This window comes from Clostridium sp. (assembly GCF_036642255.1).
Classification (GTDB): Bacteria; Bacillota; Clostridia; order Clostridiales; family Clostridiaceae; genus Clostridium_J.
In genome coordinates this window covers 113,422-120,846 of the sequence record NZ_JAVWDJ010000002.1, presented here as the reverse complement: position 1 = coordinate 120,846, position 7,425 = coordinate 113,422, and the positions used below count along the sequence as shown (strand labels likewise).

Below are 7,425 nucleotides of genomic sequence, written 5' to 3'. Positions count from 1 at the left end.
AATTAAGGAATTAACTAATCATAGACCAATAGCTGCGATACCTTTCTTAGGTAGATATAGAATTATAGATTTTGTCTTATCTAACATGGTAAACTCAGGGATTTTGAATGTTGGTGTATTTATACAAGAAAAGCCAAGGCCATTAACAGAGCATCTTGGAGTTGGTGAGTCCTGGGATTTAGATAGAAAGAAGGATGGACTTTTTCTATTCTATCCTTATTATAATTCCTCCAACAGTTTGTATATGACTGAAATGAAGAGCTTTAGAGATAATATGGATTATATTGAAAACAGCAGACAAAAATATGTGATAATTTCACCAAGCTATATGATTTGCAACATAGATTATAGGGAGGCAGTAAACTATCATAAAAATTCTAAGGCAGATATTACAGTAATCCACAAAAAGGTTCAAGATGCTAAGAATAATTTCTTAAGATGCGACACTCTAAACATCAATGAAGATGGAAGAGTTACAGGCTTAGCCACCAATAAAGGGGATAACAATGAAAAGAATGTATCAATGGAAATGTATATCATGAAAAAAGAGTTCCTTTTAAAACTTATCAATAAGGCATCAGAGCTTAGTGCTCTTTACTCACTTAAGGATACTGTTATATATTTTCATAAGGAAATAAACATTAATGCGTTTGAATATAAGGGATACTTAGAATGTATAAACTCAATAAGTGCATATTTCAATAAAAGTTTAGAACTTCTGAATATGGAGAAATCTAAGGAGCTATTTAAGGAGAATTATCCTATTCATACTATGACAAAAGATAATGCGCCAACGAAATATGGTACCGAAGCTAAAGTTTGCAATTCTTTAATTGCCAATGGGGCTATCATTGAAGGAACTGTAGAAAATAGCATTATTTTCAGAGGAGTGAAGATTGGCAAAGGAGCTGTAGTGAAAAATTCCATATTGATGTCTAAAACTCAAGTTGGAGATGGAGTTCATATGGAGAATGCTATTGCAGATAAGAACTCAGTGATTTCAAGGGTGAAAAACGTGCTAGGAATTTATGGTGAACCAATAGTGATAGAAAAGAATAGTATAGTATAGAAAGGAAGAGCTGAAGATGAAGATATTGTTCGTTGCATCGGAATCTGATCCTTTTATTAAGACTGGTGGACTTGGGGATGTAGTATATTCACTACCTAAATATCTTAATAAAATAGGGGTAGAAACCAGGGTGGTTATACCCAATTATAGTGATATAAATCATAATTTTAAGGCAAAAATGAAGTTTATTAAAAGCTTTAAAGTACCAATGAGCTGGAGAAGTCAATATTGTGGAGTTCTACAATATGAAGAAAATGGAGTTACTTACTATTTTATAGACAATGAGTATTATTTCAAAAGACAAGGGATCTATGGTTTCTATGATGATGGAGAAAGATTTTCCTTCTTTGATAGAGCTGTGCTTACAATGTTAAAAGAAGTAGATTTCAAACCTGATGTAATTCACTGTCATGATTGGCACACAGGAATGGTGCCAGTGCTTTATAAGAATGAATTTATTTCAGACCCTTTTTATAGAAATATAAAGACCACATATACAATTCACAATTTATTATTTCAAGGGGTATTCCCACCTGAGGTTTTAGGAGACTTATTAAATTTAACAGATAACTTATATTATAATGGAAGCGTAGAATTTTATGGCTGCAGTAGCTTCATGAAGGGTGGAATAAACTTTTCTGACAGGATAACCACAGTGAGTAAATCCTATGCAGAAGAAATACAAACACCTATTTATGGTGAAAAATTGGATGGGTTATTGAGATATAAAAACCATGAGCTTTTAGGTATTGTAAATGGTATTGATTATTCTGTTTATAATCCTAACACTGATAAATATATTTATAAAAAATATAATCTAGAGTCCTTAAGTAACAAAGGAGAAAATAAATTAAAGCTTCAAGAGGAATTAGGACTTACCATTAATAAGAATATTCCCATGTTTGCAATTGTTTCAAGGTTAGCAAGACAAAAGGGAATTAACCTATTAATACAGATACTAGATACTCTTTTAGAAAAAAACATACAACTTGTAATTCTAGGTACAGGGGACAAGGAATATGAAGAGCATTTTAAAAACTTGCAGTTAAGATATCCTAAAAAGGTGTCTACTAATATCTGCTTTAATAACGGTGTTGCCCATAAGATTTATGCAGCATCAGATATTTTTCTTATGCCCTCCTTATTTGAACCCTGTGGGTTAGGGCAACTAATTGCTCTAAGGTATGGAACTATTCCTATAGTTAGAGAAACAGGTGGACTTAAGGATACGGTGATTTCCTACAATGAATTCACCCATAAAGGTAATGGATTTAGCTTTGAACCCTATAATTCTCAAGATCTTTTATATACTATTGAAAGGGCCTTAAATTTTTATGAGGATAAAGAAACTTGGAACTTAATTATGAAGGACGCTATGAAGTCAGATAATAGCTGGGAACATTCAGCGATGAAGTATAAAGAATTATATGAAGAATTAATTGAAAAATAAGGATAAGGCTCCCATTGTTTTAGGTGGGAGTTTTCTTTTAGATATAGCAATAAATCAGGAGGAGATTCAAGGGTGCTTTGTATATGCAAAGAGACTTTTAAAAAAGATTATGAGCAAAAATTTTTAGAATTATACGGGAAGGAGCTTACGGAAGGTACGGATTATAATAAGTACGAGGCTTTAGCAAGTTTGGTGAGGGATTATATTGCTACGGAGTGGCTTCAAACTGACAAAAGGTATCATAACGCAGAGGTGAAACAAATTTACTATTTTTCCATGGAATTCCTTTTAGGAAGATTATTGAGCTCAAGTCTTTTAAATTTGGGGATTAGGGATCTGTGCAAAGAAGCTCTAGAGGAGTTAGGCATAAATTTAGAGAAAATAGAAGATTTAGAGCATGACCAAGGTCTTGGCAATGGTGGACTTGGAAGGCTTGCAGCCTGTTTTTTAGATTCTATGGCATCTTTAAATATTCCAGGACATGGTTGCGGTATAAGATATAAATATGGATTTTTTCAACAGAAAATCATTGATGGGAGCCAAGTAGAGTTTCCAGATAATTGGCTTAAAGAAAATAATGTTTGGGAGATAAAAAGACAAGATAAATCTGTAGTAGTTAAGTTTTACGGCACTGTTAATATGGAAAAAGATGAAGAGAAGCTTATCTTTACTCACATAAATTATGAGCCAGTGCTTGCTGTACCCTATGACACTCCAGTGGTTGGGTTCAAAAATGGAACTGTAAACACTTTAAGACTTTGGAGTGCAGAACCCTTAGGAAATGATTTCGATTTTTCTTCTTTTAGACGAGGAGATTTTTTAAAAGCCATTGAGTATAAAAATTCCATTGAGGCTATTTCACAGGTGTTGTATCCAGATGATTCTTTCGTGGAAGGAAGAATACTGAGACTTAAGCAACAATACTTTTTTGTATCCGCTGGATTACAAAGTATAATTAAAAATTTCAAAAAGAACGGTAATCATATTATGGACTTTGACGACAAAGTCTCTATACACATAAATGATACTCATCCTGCCCTTGCAATTCCAGAACTCATGAGAATTTTAATGGACGAAGAAGGGTTAGGTTGGGAAGATGCCTGGAGGATTACTGAAAATACTATCTCCTATACAAACCATACAATTTTATCTGAAGCTCTTGAAAAATGGCCAGTGGATATTTTCAGAAGCCTTCTTCCTAGAATATATATGATAGTTGAAGAAATCAATGAGAGATTTTGCAAAGCGCTTTGGAACAAATATATTGGTCAATGGGATAAAATTTCCGCCATGGCAATTATAGGAGATAACTATGTGAGGATGGCTAACCTCGCCATAGTGGGAAGTCATAGCGTTAATGGTGTGGCAAAACTTCATACAGAAATACTGAAAAAACAGGTGATGAACAATTTTTATTATTATTTCCCCCATAAGTTTAATAACAAGACTAATGGAATAACCCACAGAAGGTGGCTTATTCAAGCAAATCCTCATCTTACAAAGCTTCTTAAGGAAACCATCGGAGATAGTTTTATATATCATCCTACCGATATGGAAAGATTTGAAGCCTTTGCAGAGGATAGGGGAATTCATGAAAGACTTTATCAAATAAAAAAGGAAAATAAGATAAGTCTCGCAAATTATATCAAAAATACCAGTGACATATTGGTAGATGTGGATTCGATTTTTGATGTGCAAATCAAGAGAATACATGCGTATAAGAGGCAAACCTTAAATATTCTTCATATAATGCACCTATATAATAGACTTATAGAAAATCCTAATTTGGATATAACTCCAAGAACCTTTATTTTTGCCGGAAAAGCAGCGCCAGGGTATCATCTAGCTAAGAATATTATAAAACTTATAAACATGGTAGCCAGTAGGGTAAATAATGATAAGAGGATAAAGGATAAGATAAAGGTTGTATTCTTAGAAAATTATAGAGTTTCTCTTGCAGAAAAAATAATTCCAGCTACAGATGTTAGTGAGCAAATTTCTACTACTACTAAAGAAGCTTCAGGAACAGGAAATATGAAGTTTATGATGAATGGAGCTGTCACCATTGCCACTTTAGATGGAGCAAATATTGAAATCAGGGATGAAGTTGGAGATGACAACATTGTAATCTTTGGACTTACTGAACAGCAGGTGCTAAGCTATTACCAAAATGGAGGATACAATTCCATGGAAGTAGTGAATAAGGATATGAGATTAAGAAAAATTTCTGAAGAGCTAATTAATGGAGCCTATTCTTCAAATATTAATGACTTTAGGGCGATTTACGATGCTCTTCTTACCTATAATGATGAGTTTTTTGTATTAAAAGATTTTGAATCTTATGTAGATGCACAAAATAAGGTTGATGAATTATATAAAGATTTTTCAAAGTGGCAAAGAATGTCTGCCATTAACATTGCCCACTCAGGTATATTTTCTTCTGATAGAACCATAAAGGAATATGCCACAGGAATTTGGGGCTCTGGTTATTTGTACAAAAACTTATAAGAACCTTTAGAAATTTTCAAAGGACAATACCTTTTATTTTTTCTAAGTTGTAGTGTTTTGTTATACAACACAATGATTTGGTGTAAATTTCTTATAATAAGTAGCAAAAATGAAGCTGCTTATAATTTAAATGTTTATATAAAACAGAGGTGGTGAGATGTTATGGAGAATATAAAGATTTTCTACGATTCACAGCACCTATTCTATAAAAATCCTTTTGGAGCCGTACCTTGCGGCTCTAAGATTTTTTTTAGGATAGGTGTTGAGGAGTGTGATGAAATAAATTTAGAATTAATTAATTTTAATGGTTTACAAGAAACTGTCAATATGAAAAAAGCTAATGAAAGCATTGATAATATAAATGAAAAGGCTTATGTAATTGATGTGAGTATGCGTAGCACAAGTACGTCTCACCATAACATAGATAAAGTTTATTATAGTTCCTATTTTGTAAATGAAATAGAAGTTAAGGAACCAGGGATATTGGAATATTATTTTTCTATTAAAAAAGAAAATCAATGGTTTTATTATGGTAACAATGAGGTAGCCCTAGGAGGTGTAGGAAAACTTTATAATAGCAATCCCAAACCATATCAAATAACAGTTTATGAAGATTTTAAAGTACCAAATTGGTATAAAGAGGGCATAATTTATCAAATTTTTGTGGACAGTTTTTATAAGGGTAATGGAAGCTTTTCTATTGATAGCAAAAATAACATTTCTCAGTATGATAATAAAAATATAGATCAGAACATGAGGGATAACAAAGATTACAATTTTGATAATAACAGTGACAAACAAGTGATTCAAAACAGAGAAAATAATCAAAATAAAAATAATGAAAATTCAATTAGAATAAAAAGTGTTAACTGCAGTAGTTCCGCGATTTCCAGTGGTAAGAAGAATTCTTTTATATATGGTGAGTGGTATGATGAGCCTATGTATATTAAAGATCCATCAGGAAATATACTAAGATGGGCTTTTTATGGAGGCAATTTACAAGGGGTCATTGAAAAGCTTAGTTATCTTAAAAATCTAGGGGTAACTATTTTATATCTAAATCCAATTTTTGAAGCTACTAGTGTGCATAAGTATGATACTGGAGATTACATGAAAATTGATCCTATGTTTGGTGATGAGGAAAAGTTTAAAGACCTTTGCAAGAAAGCCAAAGATCAAGGGATAAGAATAATCTTGGATGGAGTATTTAGTCATACTGGTGATGATAGTGTGTATTTTAATAAGTTTGGAAATTATGAAGGAATTGGTGCATATCAGTCACAAGAGTCTCTTTATTTTAAATGGTACCAATTTACGAGGTACCCTAATGACTATGATTGTTGGTGGGGAGTTAAGTCGTTACCAAATGTGAAGGAACTAGAGCCTAGCTACATGGACTTTATTATTAACTCGGAAAACTCTGTGATAAATAAATGGCTAAAACTTGGAGCTATGGGGTGGAGATTAGATGTAGCAGATGAGCTACCAGATGCTTTTATAGAAGCTTTAAAGAAAAAAGTTAAAGAATTAAAGGAAGATGGAGTTGTTATTGGTGAGGTTTGGGAAGATGCTTCAAACAAAGTAAGTTATGGACAGCGTAGAAGATATCTTCTAGGAAAAGAGTTAGACTCTATCATGAATTATCCTTTTAGAAATATGACCTTAGATTTTTTTAGAGGTTATATAAATAGCCAAGACTTTATTAAAAGAAGTATGAGTTTATATGAGAACTATCCAAAAGAAGTTTTTTATGCAAATATGAATTTATTAGGTACCCATGATACAGAAAGGTTATTAACCATGTTTTTAGATTATAGTAATGACGAAAACACTGCTAAAGCACTGCTTAAGCTTGCAACATTACTTCAAATCACATTCCCAGGAGTACCCTGCATCTACTATGGTGATGAAGCAGGACTTACAGGAGGAAAAGACCCCTATAATAGAAAAGCTTATCCTTGGAACAGAGAAGATGGAGAAATATTAAGTTGGTACAAAACAATAACTTCTATAAGGAATCAGCATGAGGTATTCAAATACGGAGATCTTGTATTTTATAAAATATCTGAGGAGGTTCTATGCTTTAAAAGAACCTATGGGGGACATTGCGCAATTGTAATTATAAATAGAAGTATCAAAGAAGTTGCTACCATAAAATTAGATTTTAATGGAAAAGAGTTAACGTTTCAGAATTTGATGGAGAGGGAAGAATGCCTTGAAGCGGAAAATGGAGTGTTAAAAATAAACTTAAGGCCTTTAAAATCTGCAGTGTTAGTTGATCTGCAGTAAAAATTATGTATTAGTTTATCTTAATTAATATATAAGAGAGAAAATAAAAATCAAGATATATGAATGAAGGGTGTCAATAGGAATATAAGAATATAACAATATGGTAATG

4 protein-coding genes are annotated in these 7,425 nt (G+C 32.4%); all 4 read left to right on the top strand.

The annotated features are described in order from the left end of the window. Positions 1–1,069 (top strand): glucose-1-phosphate adenylyltransferase subunit GlgD (gene glgD, locus RR409_RS01395; protein WP_332555926.1); only part of this gene is annotated, 1,069 nt, incomplete at its 5' end. Positions 1,070–1,085: 16 nt separating this feature from the next. Beyond that, positions 1,086–2,519 carry a glycogen synthase GlgA gene (glgA, locus tag RR409_RS01390; RefSeq protein ID WP_332555925.1) on the top strand — a complete coding sequence of 478 codons (1,434 nt, stop codon included), beginning with the start codon at positions 1,086–1,088 and terminating at the stop codon, positions 2,517–2,519. A gap of 72 nt (positions 2,520–2,591) precedes the next feature. After that, positions 2,592–5,027, top strand: coding sequence for a glycogen/starch/alpha-glucan phosphorylase (locus RR409_RS01385; protein ID WP_332555924.1), 2,436 nt, complete (start codon positions 2,592–2,594; stop codon positions 5,025–5,027). Positions 5,028–5,189: 162 nt separating this feature from the next. Continuing rightward, positions 5,190–7,316 carry a glycoside hydrolase family 13 protein gene (locus RR409_RS01380; RefSeq protein WP_332555923.1) on the top strand — a complete coding sequence of 709 codons (2,127 nt, stop codon included), beginning with the start codon at positions 5,190–5,192 and terminating at the stop codon, positions 7,314–7,316. The last annotated feature ends 109 nt before the right edge of the window (positions 7,317–7,425 follow it).

Excerpts from the sequence above, each read along its gene's own strand:
- RR409_RS01380 (WP_332555923.1), top strand. The coding sequence starts at position 5,190 with ATGGAGAATATAAAGATTTTCTACGATTCACAGCACCTATTCTATAAA.
- glgA (WP_332555925.1), top strand. The coding sequence starts at position 1,086 with ATGAAGATATTGTTCGTTGCATCGGAATCTGATCCTTTTATTAAGACT.